The organism is Chromobacterium sp. LK11 (assembly GCF_001043705.1).
GTDB lineage: Bacteria > Pseudomonadota > Gammaproteobacteria > Burkholderiales > Chromobacteriaceae > Chromobacterium > Chromobacterium alkanivorans.
Genome location: NZ_LDUR01000042.1, coordinates 1 through 12,697, shown reverse-complemented (window position 1 = coordinate 12,697; position 12,697 = coordinate 1). Strand labels below are relative to the sequence as shown.

12 protein-coding genes are annotated in these 12,697 nt (G+C 65.5%); 4 read left to right on the top strand and 8 right to left on the bottom strand.

Going from position 1 to position 12,697, the window contains the following annotated elements; genetic code table 11:
- Nucleotides 1-41 precede the first annotated feature (41 nt).
- Genes frdD through VK98_RS20520 form a run of 5 tightly spaced genes read right to left on the bottom strand, consistent with a single transcriptional unit; the run spans nucleotide 42 to nucleotide 4,665 of the window.
- Nucleotides 42-407: a fumarate reductase subunit FrdD gene (frdD, locus tag VK98_RS20540; protein WP_082159154.1), complete on the bottom strand. Its 366-nt coding sequence runs from the start codon at nucleotides 405-407 to the stop codon at nucleotides 42-44.
- The gene (locus VK98_RS20535; protein ID WP_048415819.1) at nucleotides 404-802 is read right to left on the bottom strand and encodes a fumarate reductase; all 399 of its coding nucleotides are present in this window, start codon (nucleotides 800-802) and stop codon (nucleotides 404-406) included. Before VK98_RS20535 ends, frdD begins: the two co-directional genes overlap by 4 nt.
- A complete protein-coding gene (locus tag VK98_RS20530; RefSeq protein ID WP_048415818.1) occupies nucleotides 799-1,545 on the bottom strand; it encodes a succinate dehydrogenase/fumarate reductase iron-sulfur subunit in 747 nt (248 codons plus the stop codon). Before VK98_RS20530 ends, VK98_RS20535 begins: the two co-directional genes overlap by 4 nt.
- Nucleotides 1,542-3,326: a fumarate reductase (quinol) flavoprotein subunit gene (gene frdA, locus VK98_RS20525; RefSeq protein WP_048415817.1), complete on the bottom strand. Its 1,785-nt coding sequence runs from the start codon at nucleotides 3,324-3,326 to the stop codon at nucleotides 1,542-1,544. The genes VK98_RS20530 and frdA overlap by 4 nt, the downstream gene beginning before the upstream one ends.
- 13 nt (nucleotides 3,327-3,339) lie before the next feature.
- Nucleotides 3,340-4,665: an anaerobic C4-dicarboxylate transporter gene (locus VK98_RS20520; RefSeq protein WP_048415816.1), complete on the bottom strand. Its 1,326-nt coding sequence runs from the start codon at nucleotides 4,663-4,665 to the stop codon at nucleotides 3,340-3,342.
- A 296-nt stretch (nucleotides 4,666-4,961) separates the two neighbouring features.
- On the opposite strand from VK98_RS20520, the gene VK98_RS20515 reads away from it, so the two are divergent.
- Nucleotides 4,962-6,425: a hypothetical protein gene (locus tag VK98_RS20515; RefSeq protein WP_048415815.1), complete on the top strand. Its 1,464-nt coding sequence runs from the start codon at nucleotides 4,962-4,964 to the stop codon at nucleotides 6,423-6,425.
- Nucleotides 6,426-6,660: 235 nt separating this feature from the next.
- Here the strand turns inward: VK98_RS20515 and VK98_RS20510 are convergent, their stop codons facing one another.
- From VK98_RS20510 to VK98_RS20500, 3 genes are all read right to left on the bottom strand, one after another.
- Nucleotides 6,661-7,986 carry a PAS domain-containing methyl-accepting chemotaxis protein gene (locus VK98_RS20510; RefSeq protein ID WP_048415814.1) on the bottom strand — a complete coding sequence of 442 codons (1,326 nt, stop codon included), beginning with the start codon at nucleotides 7,984-7,986 and terminating at the stop codon, nucleotides 6,661-6,663.
- Between the two features lie 188 nt (nucleotides 7,987-8,174).
- A complete protein-coding gene (locus tag VK98_RS20505; RefSeq protein ID WP_048415813.1) occupies nucleotides 8,175-8,726 on the bottom strand; it encodes a GNAT family N-acetyltransferase in 552 nt (183 codons plus the stop codon).
- 419 nt (nucleotides 8,727-9,145) lie between these two features.
- Entirely contained in the window at nucleotides 9,146-9,448 is a 303-nt protein-coding gene (locus VK98_RS20500) for a hypothetical protein (RefSeq protein ID WP_048415812.1), read from the bottom strand.
- Between the two features lie 497 nt (nucleotides 9,449-9,945).
- Here VK98_RS20500 and VK98_RS20495 point away from each other — a divergent pair, with 497 nt between their 5' ends.
- The 3 genes from VK98_RS20495 to VK98_RS20485 all read left to right on the top strand — a co-directional run bounded on the left by VK98_RS20495 (nucleotide 9,946) and on the right by VK98_RS20485 (nucleotide 12,607).
- The gene (locus VK98_RS20495; RefSeq protein WP_048415811.1) at nucleotides 9,946-10,680 is read left to right on the top strand and encodes a hypothetical protein; all 735 of its coding nucleotides are present in this window, start codon (nucleotides 9,946-9,948) and stop codon (nucleotides 10,678-10,680) included.
- A gap of 6 nt (nucleotides 10,681-10,686) precedes the next feature.
- Entirely contained in the window at nucleotides 10,687-11,865 is a 1,179-nt protein-coding gene (locus tag VK98_RS20490) for an MFS transporter (protein ID WP_053077514.1), read from the top strand.
- A 334-nt stretch (nucleotides 11,866-12,199) separates the two neighbouring features.
- Complete coding sequence (locus VK98_RS20485; protein ID WP_048415810.1) at nucleotides 12,200-12,607, top strand: VOC family protein; 408 nt, start codon at nucleotides 12,200-12,202, stop codon at nucleotides 12,605-12,607.
- The last annotated feature ends 90 nt before the right edge of the window (nucleotides 12,608-12,697 follow it).

The window sequence follows — 12,697 nt, the reverse complement described above, 5'->3', positions numbered from 1 at the left end:
CACCCTGCACACTATCGTTTCACTCCCCGGCTACAAGCCGTTCAGAACCCCATCGCCAGCAACAGCCCCGCCGCCGCCAGCGTGCCCAGCGCCGCCACCCCGTAGGTGCAGGCCTTGGCCAGCGCTCCGCCGCGGATGCCGACATCGTGCAGGCTGTGGTAGATGCGGTGCGCCGCGTGCCACAACAGCAGAGCAATCAGGCCGAAACACACCGCCTTGCCGATCAGGCTTTGCGCCAACGCGCGCAGGGTATCGTAATCGGCGGCGCCGTCCGGCAGCCAGCCCAGCGGCGCGGCGATGCCGGTAATGAACACCAGCATCGGCCCAAACAAGGCGGCCAGCATGCCGCCGGCGCCGAACAAGCCCCAGAAAATGGGCGCGTGAGAGCGTTTCAGTTCCGGTTTCATGCCGTCATCCCCCATACCAGCATCAAGAGCGCGGCGCTGCACACCACGGCGGCGGCCAGGCCGCCGGCGGTGATGGCCAGCGCGGATATCCGCCGCCCGGCCAGCGTCAACGGCGGCAGCGTGCGCGGCATGATCTTGAACCAGGTGTAGCTGTGGTAGGCGATCATCAGCAGCGCCGCCGCGTGCAGCAGCAGCGCCGGCGCGCTTTGCAGCGCGGCGACGAAGCCGTTCCAGGCCGCCTCGCCCTGGCTCAGCCGCCACAAACCGCACAGCAGAGTCAGCGCGTAGCCGGCGACGAACAGCGCCGTGCCTTCGTGCACCATGTACTCGATGAAGTAAGGATTCCTGCGCCACCAGCCTTCCATCGGCCGGACATACGGTTTGCGCTTGCTCATTGGCAACCCCCTTTGGGCCGGGCGAAGCGCAGGAAGTAATCCCTGGCCACCGCCGTCTTGTTGAGGTTCACCGCATTGGCCGGGTCCACCATTTTGGGGCAGACCTCGGAGCAATAACCGACCGCGGTGCAGTTGAACACGCCCTCCTGCGCGGCCAGCAGCTCCATCCGCTCTTCGGCCGCGCCGTCGCGCGTGTCCATGTTGTAGCGGTGCAGCAGCGCGATGGCGCCGGGCCCCAGGAACTTGTCGTCCAGCCCGTACTGCGGGCAGGCGGCGTAGCACAGCAGGCAGTTGATGCAGCTGCTGAACTGGGCGTACCAGTCCATCTGCGCCGGGGTTTGCAGGTGTTCGCCGTCGGACAGCGGCTTGTCTTCCTTGGGCACGATGTAGGGCTGGATGCTTTCCAGCTTGGCGATGAAGTCGTCCAGCACCACCACCAGATCTCGTTCGATCGGGAAGTGGTGCAGCGCCTCGATGCGCACCACGCCGGGGTAGTCGCGCAGAAAGGTCTTGCAGGCCAGCTTGGGCACGCCGTCCACCATCATGCCGCAGCTGCCGCAAATCGCCTGGCGACAGGACCAGCGGAAGGCCAGGCCGCCGTCCAGGTAGTCGCGGATGTATTGCAGCGCCTGCAACACCGACATGTCGTCACGGTAAGGCACTTCAAAGCTTTGCAGCCACGGCTCGCTGTCCTGCTCCGGCCGGTAGCGCATCACCGCTATGGTCTTGGTCTGTTCGCTCATGCCTTGCCCTCCTTGGCCGCGGCTTCCGCCGCCAGGCCGGCGGCGCCGTAGGCGCGCACCGCCGGCTGCGATTTGGTGATCTTCACCGCGCCGTAGTCTATGCGCGGCGCGTCCGCGCCCTGGTAGACGGCGAGGCTGTGCTTGAGGAAGTTGGCGTCGTCGCGCTGTTCGAAGCCGTCCAGCCGTTGGTGGGCGCCGCGCGATTCGCGGCGTTGCAGCGCGGAATGCGCCATCGCCTCGGCCACGTCCAGCTGGTAGCCCAGCTCGATGGCCAGCAACCAGTCGCTGTTCCAGACGCTGGATTTGTCTTCCACGTGCACATTGCGGAAGCGCTGTTTCAGTTCCGCCAGCTTGTCGCAGGTGGCCTGCATCGACGCTTCCAAGCGGTAGATGCCGCAGCCGGCTTCCATGGTTTCCGCCATTTCGCGGCGCAGTTCGGCGATGCGTTCGCCGCCTTCGCGCGCGCGCAGCGCGTGCAGACGGGCCTCGGCGGCCTCGGCCTGCCGTTGCAGCGCCTCGCGCCGCGCCGGACGACGCGCTCGCGCGCAGCGGGCGGCTTCCTCGCCGGCCACCTTGCCGAACACCGACAGCTCCGCCAGCGAGTTGGAGCCCAGGCGGTTGGCGCCGTGGATGCCGACACTGGAGCACTCGCCGGCGGCGAACAGGCCGGGCATGGGCGCGGCGCAGCGGCCGTCCACCAGGATGCCGCCCATGGTGTAGTGCACCGCCGGCCGCACCGGAATCGGCGCCTTGGCCGGGTCTATGCCCAGGAACTCCTCGGCCAGCTCGCAGATTTGCGGCAGCCGTTCGCGCAGCTTGGCGTGGCCCAGGTGGCGCAGGTCCAGATACACCGCCGAGCCCCACGGGCCTTCCACGGTGCGGCCCTGTTGCTGCTCGTACCAGAAGGCCTGGCTCAGGCGGTCGCGCGGGCCCAGTTCCATGAATTTATTGCGCGGCTTGTCCTCGGCCGGCCCCAGGCCGTAGTCCTGCAGATAGCGGTAGCCGTCCTTGTTGACCAAGAGGCCGCCTTCGCCGCGGCAGGCTTCGGTGAACAACAGGCCGGTGCCGGGCATGCAGGTGGGATGGTATTGAACGAACTCCATATCGCGCAGCGGCACGCCGTGGCGGTAGGCCAGCGCCATGCCGTCGCCGGTGACGATGCCGCCGTTGGTGTTCTCGCGGAACACCCGGCCGGCGCCGCCGGTGGCCATCACCACCGCGCCGGCCTCGATCAGCAGGCTGTCGCCGCTGGCGATGTCGATGGCCAGCACGCCGCGCGCCTCGCCGTCTTCCACGATCAGATCCGCGCAGAAGTATTCGTCGAAACGGCGGATGGACGGGAAGCGGATCGAGGTCTGGAACAGGGTGTGCAGCATGTGGAAGCCGGTCTTGTCGGCGGCGAACCAGGTGCGTTCTATCTTCATGCCGCCGAAGGCGCGCACATTGACGCTGCCGTCCTCCTTGCGGCTCCACGGGCAGCCCCAGTGTTCCAGCTGCACCATTTCCTCAGGGCATTGGGCGACGAAGTATTCCACCACGTCCTGCTCGCACAGCCAGTCGCCGCCGGACACGGTGTCGTTGAAATGGGCGTCGAAGCTGTCGTGCGCCTGCTTGACCCCGGCGGAGCCGCCTTCGGCCGCCACGGTGTGGCTGCGCATCGGGTAGACCTTGGACACCAGCGCGATGCGCAGGGCCGGGTCCGCCTGGGCGGCGGCGATGGCGGCGCGCAAGCCCGCGCCCCCCGCTCCCACGATCACAATGTCTGCTTGGTAAGTTTCCACAAGCTTTCCTCACTTAGAAGTACAAATGCGTCAATCCGTACGCCGCCAGCGTGGACACCCCCACCCCGATCAGCCCCGGCATCATGAAGCTGTGGTTGAGCAGGTATTTGCCGATGCGGGTGGTGCCGCTGCGGTCCATATTGATGGCCGCCAGGTCGCTGGGATAAAAGGCGAAGAAGAAATAGGCGTAGCAAGAAGGCATGATGGCCAGCAGCTGGTGCGGGCTCAGGCCCAGCGCCAGGCCGAAGGGCACCATGATGGTGAGCGTGGCGGCCTGGCTCTTGACGAAGGCGGACACCGCGAACATCGCCAGCGCGAAGGTCCACGGCGCGTAGGCCACCATGGCCTTGATATTGGCCACCAGCAGCGGCTCGTTGGCCTTGACGAAGGTGTCGCTCATCCAGGCGATGCCGAAGATGGACACCACGGCGATCATGCCGGCGGTGAACACCTCGGAACGGGCGATCACCGCCGCCTTGGCGTTGGAACGGAACATGATGAAGGCGCCGAAGGCCAGCATCACGAACTGCACCACCGTGGTCATCGGCACCGGCTTGCCCTGGCTGACCGGCAGCCATTGCGGAAACAAGGCCAGCAGCACGATGACGAGGATGCCGGAGAAGAACAGCGCCACCGATTGCCGCGCCGCCGCCGGCAGGGTCTTGTCCAGCGTGGTGACGGATTTTTCCACCGAGGCGCGGAAGTCCGGGTCTTGCATCCGGGCCAGGAATTCCGGATCGCGGTCCAGCTCCACGCCGCGGCGCAGGCTCCAGCAGGCGGCGGCCAGCACGCCCAGCAGGCCGGACGGCGCGGTCACCATCAGGATTTGCCACAGGGTCAGCGGCTGGCCGCTGTGGGCGGTCATCGCCAGCAGCGAGGTCACCGCCGCCGCCGCCGGGCTGGCGGTGATGCCCATTTGCGAGGCCACGCTGGCCATCGCCATCGGCCGTTCCGGGCGGATGCGGGTTTTCAGAGAGACGTCGGCGATCACCGGCAGCAGCGAATACACCGCGTGCCCGGTGCCCACGCACATGGTGAGCAGAAAGGTGGACAGCGGCGCCAGGAAGGTGATTTGCTGCGGATGCCGGCGCATCAGCCGCTCCGCCTGCTGCACCAGGAAGTCCAGGCCGCCGGCCACTTGCAGCGTGGCCGAGGCGGTGACCACCGCCAGGATGATCAGCATCACGGTGATGGGCGGCTCCGCCGGCGCCACGCGGAACACGAAGCACAGCACCGCCACGCCCAGCCCGCCTATCATGCCCAGGGCCACGCCGCCGCGGCGTATGCCCATCAGTATCGCTGTCAGCAGCAGCGCGAATTGTATCCAGAAAACCCACATGATCTTGTCCCTATTAGCCATTGTTTTCCGCTGTTATAGGGGATTAACAGCATCGGCTAATAGACCTTGATCAAGTCCGGATCACAACGATTTCAAAACAGACCATTGGCATTGGAAACCGACTATTTTCAAGCCTGACCACCTGCGCCACTGACCTTAATAACGGCTAATCACGATATTCCGTATGACTATAACTGGGCTGCATGCGGCTTGCGCATGTCGAGTTGACGCAAGAGACAGGGCAAGAGGCCCGCGGCCTCCCCGCCCTGTTGAAAACCACGTTTGGAGACCTCGTGATGCAACGCCATAAATTGTCCATGCTCGCCGGCCTGCTGCTGACAGGCTACGCCGCCGCGCAACCGGTGCCGCTGCCCAATCCCGGCATCCCCGGCTACAACTTCCCGGAACCGGAGTCCACGCTGATGCAGTGGATCAACCAGCCCAGCACCGCCCATGTCCGCAATCTCCACCGCCACGGCTGGGGCTTGTGGGCCGCGCTGACCACGCCCAGCGGCCAGACCGAGTACGGGCTCGCCAACGCGCCGGTCTACCTGACCTGGCTGACGCCCGAGGAAGTGGCCGCCCTGCCCGCGGACGCGGAAGCCAACGCCGCATCGGCCTTGGCGGCGGCTCCGCGCCAGATGCGGCTGCGCGTGCCGCGCCAGTTCATGCGCATTCCCGGCTTCATGGAGAAGCTGCAAGCGCGGCTGGAGGCGCTGAGCCAAAGCCAGGATCAATCCGCCCGCGGCGTGCGCGACACCTCCTCGTTTGAAATGGTGGGCTACGACCCGAGCGCCGCCGCCTTCGCCAGCAAGAACCAGCTGTTTTCCAAGGCGGCGCTGAGCAAGCTCTACCAGGCCGGCAACGCGTCGATTCCCGCCTTTCCAAGCACCGCCGTCACCGTCAAGCCGGTATACAAGCTGGTCAACAAGGCCAATATGATTCCGGGCACCTCCTTGTACGTGATGCCGGCCTGGCCCGGCACGCCCAAGCCGACGCCGGCGATGCAAAGCGGCGGCTTCCCGGAAGAAGCCTGGCCCGGCTGCGTCTACATCGACGCCAAGAACCCGGGCCGCTCCGGGGCTCAGAGCGTGGATCCTTCCTGTAGCCGCCCCAGCGCCGCCAATACCTTCGGCCTGGGCGACTTCATCCGCATCCCCATCACCGCCGCCAACGCCGCCCTGTTTTCCAGCCTGGCGCAAAAACAGTTGAAACAGCCGGTGGAGCCCGGCGACACCCTGATTCTGATGGCGATGCACGTCACTTCGCGCGAGATGACGGAATGGACTTGGCAAACCTTCTTCTGGACGCCGGCTCCGGCCAAGCCGCCGCTGCCCAGCTCCGTCGCCGTGGCCCAGGCGCGCCCGTCGCAACTGCCCTGGCCGGCGGCGCATTACGCGATGTCCATCGGCTACCAGATGGTGGCGCCCAACCAGCCGGTCAACGGCGGCAGGAGCGTCGGCTCGCCGGTCACGGTGTACAACCCCTATCTGGAGGCCGGCTTCGGCAGCCGCGTCTTCCAGCCCCCGCCGCCAGTCAACGTGGGCATCTACAACCCCAAGACCAAGACCACTTTCAAAGGCACGCTGGGCATCCAGAGCAATTGCATGACCTGCCACTCCGGCGCCTCGGTGAACATGGACAGCACGGTCAAGCCGATAGGCTACGCCACCAACTTCTACGTCCCGCGCAATGCGCCGATGTTCAAGGGCAATCTGCAGACCGAGTTCCTGTGGTCCATCGCCGACGACGCGAAATAAGCGTGTAAGAACGTGTTTACGATCTCGCGAGCTAAGGCGAGACAAGGCGAAAACGGCTGAGAAAGCGGAATGTACACACGGTACATGAGCATTTCGAAGGCGTACTCATCGTGTAACGCTCCACGCAGCGCAGTAGATCGTAAACAGGTTCTAAGGCCTAAAGACGAACGCCCATCCTCCAAACGGAGGATGGGCGTTCTGACGCCGCGGACGGCGACGACCGGCGAAGCCGCCCTTAAGTGGTTTTCTGCCCCTGCACCGCGGAAAAATGGCTGACCACCTCGCTCAGCTGGGCGGTGCTGCTGCGGATCTGGTCGATGGAGGTGCTGGCCACGCCGGCGTGCTCCTCGCCCATCCGCGCCTTGACCTGCATTTCATGGATGCTCTCGCTGGCGGACGAAGTGCCGTTGCGGATGTCGTCTATCATGCCGGCCACTTCCTTGGTGGACGCGTTGGTGCGCTCGGCCAGCTTGCGCACCTCGTCCGCCACCACCGCGAAGCCTCGCCCCTGCTCGCCGGCGCGCGCCGCCTCGATGGCGGCGTTCAGCGCCAACAGATTGGTCTGGTCCGCGATCTCGTGGATGGTGTTGACGATGGAGGTGATGCGCAGGGTCTTGGAGTCCAGATCCTCGATGATCTTGACCGAGCGCTCGGCGCTGTCCGCGATCAGGCTCATCTCGCCTATGGTGTCCTTGATCACCGCCAGGCCGTCGGACGAGGCCGCGTCCGACGCGGCGGACAGGCGATGCGCCTCCTTCACCAGGTGCAGGTCGCGCTGCGCCGCCTCTTCCTCATCGGTGATGTCCAGCGCGAACTTGATCACTTTGTAGACTTCGCCCTCGTCGTTGACGATGGGGTTGTAGCTGGCCTCCAGCCAGATGGAGCGGCCCTGCTTGTCGCGGCGCTCGAACTTGCCGGCGATGAAGGCGCCCTGGTTCAGCCGCTGCCACAACTCGGCGTAAGCCGGGCTGTTGACGAACTCCGGCTGACAGAAGATCCGGTGATGCTGGCCGATGATTTCCTGCTCGCCGTAGCCCACCGTGTTCAGGAAGTTGCTGTTGGCGCGCAGCACAATGCCGTCGATGGAGAACTCGATCACCGCCATCGAACGGCTGACCGCCTTCATGGTGTTGCGCGCCTCCAGCTCGGTTTGCACCGACTTGGTCACGTCCAGCGCGAACTTGACCACCGCCGTCACCTGGCCGGACTCGTCGCGCACCGGGTTGTAGCTGGCTTCCAGCCACACGATGTCGCCGTCCTTGGTCACCCGCTTGAAGCGGTCGCTGACGAAATGCCCCTGCTTCAGCCGGCTCCAGAAGGTGGCGTACTCGACGCTGTTCACATAGTCCGCCGGGCAGAACAGCCGGTGGTGCTGGCCTATCACCTCGCTGGCGCGGTAGCCCATCACCGCTTCGAAATTGGCGTTGGCGGAGCGCACCACGCCGTCCGGCGAAAACTCTATCACCGCCATCGAGCGGTCTATCGCCTGCAACACGCCCTGCTGTTTATGCAACTCCGCCACCGTATCCTGCAGTTTGCGCTTCAACCCCGTATTGAACATGCAGCAACCTTTCCGCTCGAGTCATCGTCCTTGCCGTCGGCGCTCCTCTTCCACTCTTTATTTACAAAGCCGCTCATGCCAATGTCAAACCGTAAAAACACCTACCGCCCCGCAATGGCCGAAATGCCGGGCCGCTCCAAAAAACAAGCCGCCTTGCGGCGGCGTAAACCAGGACGCGGGCGCGGCGCTCAGGTCGCCGCGTCCGGATCGATGCTCAGCCGCGCAAACATCTTGAAATCTCCCGGCTCGCCGCGCACCTGGCGGTAAGCGCGCAACAGGCCCTCGTACTGGAAGCCGCAGCCGCGCAGCAGCCGCTCGGCGCGCCGGTTGCCGTCGCGCGCCACCGCCTGCACCCGGTACAGCCGGCAGCCGGCAAACGCCCAGGCCGTGACCGCCTGACAGGCGGCCTGCCCCAGCCCGCGTCCCCAATAGGCCGGCGCCAGGTCGAAATTGATTTCCGCGCTGCGGTCCTCAGGCCAGACGGCGTCGAAACCGACCGAACCGGCCAGGCCGCCCGAATCGTCGTCCACGATGGCCAGCCGCAGCGGCGCGCCCGGCTCCTCGGAGCGATAAGCCTGCACCAGGGGAGCCAGATCCGCCGCCGATTGCAGTTCCCAGCGCAGATGCGGCGCCACTTCGGGCAGCCGCAGATAGTCGTACCAGTCCGGAATATCCAGCATTTCCATCGGGCGCAGGCTGAAGCCCTGCAGATCGATGGACGGCGGGGTTATCACATTCATCACGAGCACCAGTAATGGGGCGACCGGCCCGCGCCTGCAAGCGAAATGGACCCGGCCGCGCTTTATTGTGTACAGCGGGAGACCGCACTCCATTCTAGAAGAAAGCACGCCAATAGAAAGCCGATATGCGGGCAGTAAGCCCTCTGCCGGCTCCAAATCCGTTTGCGAACGGCGGCGCCGCGGGCGCGCCGTCGAACTGCCCAAGTGCGCGCGCCGCCCGCTGCCTCGGCCACAAGGCCTGGCCCCGCCGCCCTGCGCCGGATAGACAGCCGGCGCTTAGAACCTGTTCAAAGTCTGCTGTGCTTCGGCGATACAGCGTTGAAAACAAGCTCAAAATGCTCATGTACCACTTGTACATTCCGCTTTTTCGCTAGTTTTCGCCTTGTCTCGCCCTTGCTCGCGAGACTTTGAACAGGCTCTTAGGTGTTCAAGGCCGGGCTGCCGGTAGGCGCCGCCGGCGCCGCTTGGGAGGCGGCCTGGGCCGGCGCGCTGGCGGCCTGGATTTGCGGGCTGTCGCCGGGGCTGAAGCTCTGGGTCACCTTGCCGGTCATCAGAATGCCCAGCACCACGATCACCGAGTTGTCTATCGGCAAGGACGGCGAGCCCTTCAGGATCGAGGTGTACGCCCAGACCAGCAACACGCCCACCGCCCACAGCAAGAAGGCCAGCCGCGTGGCGGAAAAGCTGCCGAAGCCGTCCTGCAAGAATTCCGAAACCTTCATCTTCCGTCCTTTCTGCCTGCGCGGGCGGGTCCGCCCGCTATTAGCGATATAGCGTCGAGCTCCTTAGCCGGCAAAACCGGAAAACACTTAGAACCTGCTCCAAGTCTGCTGCGCTTCGTGAAACGTTGCACGGTGAGTACAAGCTCAAAATGCTCATGTACCACGAGTACATTCCGCTTTTTCGCTAGTTTTCGCCTTGTCTCGCCCTTGCTCGCGAGACTTTGAACTGGCTCTTAGTGCTTGTACAAGCACTGCCACGCCTGGGCGATACGGCGTTGAAACTAGCCTTTCGGCCGGCGCTTCCCGCGCCGGGCTTGGCCATAATACGGAGGAACAAGCGCTCAGCCGCCGCGGGAGCGTCGTCCTGCCTTTGCAGGAACGCCGCCGCGGCCGCCCGCCCTCATGCCCGTTCCATATCAACAAGCCGCCGCGCCCGCGGGCCGAGCGGCGATCCGGCTCGCTCTTCAGATGGATCCCAACTTGGAAGGAGCCTCGCCATGAACCTAGACCAAGCCGTGCTGGACGACCCCGCCGTCGAAGACATCGACGCTCAGATCGAAACCGTGCTGGCCATGATGTCCAACCAGGAGCTGCAACGGCTGCAAGCCAAGCTGCGGCAACTGTACCGGCTGGAGTATTCCGAAACCGACGCGCATCCGTTCAATATCAAGACCATCATCAAGGGACGCGACATCCGCTTCGCCCGCGGGGTGTCGCCGGCCTCGCGCGCCTTCATGATCCTGCACAGCCTCGGACATTATTTTTTCATCTGCGCGGCCAAGCGCAAGAACATCGAGCGCTACGACTATATTTACGACCTGCGCGGGGTGCAGACGGCGCTGCACTATTACGAAACCGCCGGCCAGGGCAGCGGCCTGGATCAACCGCCGCCGATGACGGAGCAGAAACGCAAGGACCGGGTGTCCTTCGAGGTGGGCGCCAACCGCTTTGCCGCCGACCTGCTGGCCGACATCGGCTTCGGCCAGGCGGCGGCGCTGATTCAGCGCTATCAGGTGGGCGACATCAACTACATTCTCGACGTGTCGCGCGGCGGCAAGGCCGCCATCGTGCCCAGCGACCACGACTATCTGCGCCGCTACATCTGCGCCGGCTTGTCCATCGATCCCGACGACGCTTACGATGACGGCGTCTACGATCCGGACGCCTACCGCCGGGACGGCATAGATTGGCAACACATCGAGGACATCCGGCTTGAGATCCATTTCTTCTGAGCGCGCATGGGCGGAATAAACCGCCCCCAACTGGCCGCCTTGTTCTGCTGCATGTTCATCATCGGCTCGGCCGAAGTGGCGGCCGGCCCGATGATGGCCTTGATGGGCCGCCATTTCGGCGTGCCCTCCAGCGCCATCGCTTACCTGCCCGCCGCTTACGGCCTGTGCTACGGCGTGTTCGCGCTGCTGGCCGGCCCGCTGTCCGACCGCTTCGGCCGCAAGCCTCCGTTGCAGCTGGGCCTGCTCGGCTTCGCCCTGTGCTGCGCGCTGCTGCCCGCCGCGCCCAGCCTGAACGCCGCCGTCGCCTTGTCCGCGCTGAGCGGCCTGTGCGCGGCGGTGATCCAGCCCAACGCGCTGGCGCTGGTGGCGGACCTGGCCCCCCGCGCCCAGTTGGGGCAAAGGCTGGGCCAGGTCTTCATCGGCCTGATGCTGGCCTTCGTGCTGACGCCGGCGCTGGCCGGACGGCTGGCGGACACCGCCGGCTGGCAGACCAGTTATTACGCGCTGGCGGCGGCCGGCCTGCTGGCCTGGGCCGCGGTGCGGCGGCTGTTCCACTCTGACGGCGGCCGCCGGGCGACGGACGGCGGCTTCCTGGCCACGCTGGCCGGCGCCTGGCGCACGCCCGGCGCGCGGCGGCGGCTGTGCGTCAGCTATCTGTGGCTGGGCTGGGTGGCCGGCTTCGGCGCGGTGGTGGCCGAAGTGGCCGCGCGCAAGCTGACGCTGACGTCCACCGGCGGCGGCCTGCTGGCCGGCGGCTTGGGCCTGGTGGTCATCGCCGGCAATCTGTGCGGTCCGCCGCTGCAACGGCGGCTGGGCGAAGCGGCCTTGCCGGCGGCGGCGCTGGCCGCGGCGCTGGGCATCCTGGCCTTCCTGCTGCCGCTGACCGCGCTGTGGCAGCTGGCGCTGGCCGGCTGTCTGTGGGCCTTCGGCTACGGCTGCGCCGGGCCCTTGCACCACGCGCGGCTGAGCACGCTGTCCGAACGCTATCGCGGCACCCTCAACTCCTATCACGCCAGCCTGCTGAACCTGGGCATTTTTTCCGCCTCCCTGCTGCTGGGCCTGAGCAGCGAGCCGAGGCCCATCGCCTGGTTCTGCGCCGCGACCGGAGTCCTGACTCTGGCCGGCGCGCTGCTGCTGCTGCCCTTCGGGCCGGGCTTGCGGACGGCGAGCGCCCAGCCGTCCTGAGAAGCTGTTCCAAGTCTGCTGCGCTTCGTGAAGCGTTACACGGTGAGTACTAGCTCAAAATGCTCATGTACCACACGTACATTCCGCTTTTTCGCTAGTTTTCGCCTTGTCTCGCCCTTGCTCGCAAGACTTTGAACAGGCTCTGAGAAGCCGTTCCAGACCCGCAACGCTTCCCGAAGCCTCGCGCGCTGAGCGCTGCTCGCGAGGCTTTGAACAGGCTCCGCAGGCTATCGCCGGCATTGAGAAATACAATTCCGGCGTCGGCTTGCAAATCCGCGCGCCGGACGCATCATGACAAATACAATACAAAATGCCATTGAACTAAGGAGTCGTCATGATTGCCATTCGGGAGATCGACCATATCGTGCTGCGCGTCAGCGATCTGGCCAAGATGGAGCGTTTTTACGGCGAGGTGCTGGGCTGCACCGTGGAGCGCCGGCGCGAGGACCTGGGGCTGGTGCAGCTGCGCGCCGGCCATTCGCTGCTGGATCTGGTGCCGGTGGACGGGCCGCTGGGCCGAGCCGGCGGCCGCGCGCCAGCGGCGGAGGGCCGCAACCTGGACCACTTCTGTTTCCGCGTCGAGCCTTTCGACGAAGACGCGATTCGCGCCCACCTGGCGCAACACGGTCTCAGCGCCGGAGAAACCGCCCAGCGCTACGGCGCCGAGGGCGACGGCCCCTCGCTGTATCTGCAGGACCCGGAAGGCAATGTCGTGGAGCTGAAGGGACCGCCCTCCCCTTAGAACCTGTTTACGATCTGCTGTGCGTCGGCGATACGGCGTTGAAAACAACTTCGAAATGCTCATGTACCATGTGTACATTCCGCTTTCTCA

Excerpts from the sequence above, each read along its gene's own strand:
- VK98_RS20535 (WP_048415819.1), bottom strand. The coding sequence starts at position 802 with ATGAGCAAGCGCAAACCGTATGTCCGGCCGATGGAAGGCTGGTGGCGC.
- VK98_RS20510 (WP_048415814.1), bottom strand. The coding sequence starts at position 7,986 with ATGTTCAATACGGGGTTGAAGCGCAAACTGCAGGATACGGTGGCGGAG.
- frdD (WP_082159154.1), bottom strand. The coding sequence starts at position 407 with ATGAAACCGGAACTGAAACGCTCTCACGCGCCCATTTTCTGGGGCTTG.
- VK98_RS20530 (WP_048415818.1), bottom strand. The coding sequence starts at position 1,545 with ATGAGCGAACAGACCAAGACCATAGCGGTGATGCGCTACCGGCCGGAG.
- VK98_RS20515 (WP_048415815.1), top strand. The coding sequence starts at position 4,962 with ATGCAACGCCATAAATTGTCCATGCTCGCCGGCCTGCTGCTGACAGGC.
- VK98_RS20500 (WP_048415812.1), bottom strand. The coding sequence starts at position 9,448 with ATGAAGGTTTCGGAATTCTTGCAGGACGGCTTCGGCAGCTTTTCCGCC.
- VK98_RS20485 (WP_048415810.1), top strand. The coding sequence starts at position 12,200 with ATGATTGCCATTCGGGAGATCGACCATATCGTGCTGCGCGTCAGCGAT.
- VK98_RS20505 (WP_048415813.1), bottom strand. The coding sequence starts at position 8,726 with ATGAATGTGATAACCCCGCCGTCCATCGATCTGCAGGGCTTCAGCCTG.
- VK98_RS20490 (WP_053077514.1), top strand. The coding sequence starts at position 10,687 with ATGGGCGGAATAAACCGCCCCCAACTGGCCGCCTTGTTCTGCTGCATG.
- VK98_RS20495 (WP_048415811.1), top strand. The coding sequence starts at position 9,946 with ATGAACCTAGACCAAGCCGTGCTGGACGACCCCGCCGTCGAAGACATC.
- VK98_RS20520 (WP_048415816.1), bottom strand. The coding sequence starts at position 4,665 with ATGTGGGTTTTCTGGATACAATTCGCGCTGCTGCTGACAGCGATACTG.